Origin of the sequence: Mesorhizobium sp. B1-1-5 (assembly GCF_006443065.1) — a bacterium.
Lineage (GTDB): Bacteria > Pseudomonadota > Alphaproteobacteria > Rhizobiales > Rhizobiaceae > Mesorhizobium.
This window is the reverse complement of record NZ_VFWS01000282.1, coordinates 1-1826: the sequence shown is the minus strand read 5'-3', so window position 1 is coordinate 1826 and position 1826 is coordinate 1. Positions and strand designations below refer to the sequence as shown.

Here is a 1826-nt window from a genome sequence, read left to right as displayed (position 1 = left end):
CGTCCATAGAGCGCCGGGCAAATCGTCGAGGATCTCGGCGTTCAACTCCTGCCGGCCGAGCCTGGTACCCTCGTATTTGTCCTTGATCGCCTTCAGGAAGGTCGGCGCAAGGTTGCCGGCATTGTCGAAGGTCGATCCCTTCGTCAGCACCGTACGCGCGTCCTTGGCGATTTCCTTGATCAGCGGCAGCGGTTTGGGCGTCGTCGTGATGCATGTGCGCGGGCGATCACCGAGACGCAGGCCAAACATGGCCATGTCCCAGGTCTCACGAAGATACTTCCATGCCGCCAGTTCATCGCACCACAGCACGTCATGCTGGGGACCACGAAGGCGCTCCGGCTCCTCCGCCGAGAAGAGTGTGGCAATCGCTCCGTTCGCCCATGTCAGCCGCCGCTTGGACGGCTCATAGGACGGACGGCCGAGTAGATCGCCATCTAATGTCTTGTCGCCGGCCCAGCACACGGCAAGGATGCCGCTTTCGCCCTCGACCATCACGTCTCGAGCGTCTGATGCCGTCGGTGCTATGAGGCCAAGGCGTGAGGCACCAGCCTTGATCTGCTCCCTCGCCCACTCGGCACCGCATCGCGTCTTGCCAAATCCGCGGCCAGCGAGAACAAGCCATGTCTGCCAATCACCACTCGGGGCGATCTGGTTCGGCCGGGCGAGAAACCTCCAATCATGGAGCAGGCTTTCGCACTCGTCGTCAGTGAGGCTTGCGAGCGCTGCCTGTATCTGCTCCGGCGCCAGCCTGGCGAGCGATGAGACGTTCAAGCTTCGACCTCGCGTCCGTCACTGTCACATCGACCGTCACGGACGAATTGATGTCCTGCCGGTCGGTCTGGTCGAGGATGTTCTTGCCGAGGAAGATGGCCATGCCGGCGTTCTTCGCAGCCAAGGCGAACTGCGTCCGGCGGAGTGAGACCTTGCCCTGCTCCTTGCCGACCTCCAGCGCTTCGCCGATCTCGGGATGCCGCTGCATGGTGGCAATCAAGGTTTGATGCGACACACCAAGGACGGCAGCGCATTCCCGCGTCGTCGCCTGGATCTTGCCGAGACCGAGTATCGTCTTCAGCGTCTTGGCATCAGGCTTTATCGCCGGCGGCCTGCCTCCCTTGTTCGGGGAGGCCTTGGCCTTTTTATTGCTGGTCAAGAAACCCTCTGCTTTCTTGCGCATGGTGGCTTTTGGTGGTTTGGTGCCCGCCTTCACTTGGGAGGGGAACCATGGCCCCCACGAAAGACGATTGGAACAAATTCCGAGCCGAGCTTGTCGAAAACCTCGAAGACGAGCGCCGGTTCATCGCAAACGCCGAAGCCGGCATCACCAGCATGTGGACCATCGACCCAACCAAGGGCCGAGTTGACATGACCGCCGCCCATGTTGAGAGGTCGAAGCGGTCAGTTTCGGCTCTTGAGGGCGTGATCGCTACAATAGATCGCGACCACTTGGCCTAAGCCGCCTTCCGCCGCTGCGCTTCCCGCTGCCGGCGCATTTCATTGCGCTTGGCTGCCCAAGAGAAATCGTCATTTTCGGATGAGAGGATCTTGGCGAATGCGCCGTCGGCGATCCATGAATTGAGGTGGTCTCGTTCTCCCGCATCTTCTGCGAGCGTAGCCGAAACATCGCTGATTTCATGGGTGTGGTGCAACAGCCTGATTTCGGCCGTTTCGCTATTCTGCGACGTCCTGCGGGCGAGAATGGCCGAAATTTGCTGCAAGGCGCGGTTTTTCCGATCTCTACCGGTGTTCGGGGGGATGCCCTCGACCTTGAAACACCAGCGCCGGAATGACTTGCCGCCCACCTTTGACCGGGCCCAGGCAAGCAGGGC

3 protein-coding genes are annotated in these 1826 nt (G+C 61.0%); all 3 read right to left on the bottom strand.

Annotation, left to right across the window (positions count from 1 at the left end; all coding sequences use genetic code 11):
• Positions 1–648, bottom strand: a 648-nt coding sequence (locus FJ980_RS30445) for a terminase family protein (protein WP_281406347.1), incomplete at its 3' end; no start/stop codon positions are given.
• A gap of 55 nt (positions 649–703) precedes the next feature.
• Positions 704–1207, bottom strand: a complete 504-nt coding sequence (locus tag FJ980_RS30440; RefSeq protein ID WP_140547290.1) for a hypothetical protein — start codon at positions 1205–1207, stop codon at positions 704–706.
• Positions 1208–1448: 241 nt separating this feature from the next.
• Positions 1449–1826 (bottom strand): hypothetical protein (locus FJ980_RS34930; RefSeq protein ID WP_181181358.1); only part of this gene is annotated, 378 nt, incomplete at its 5' end.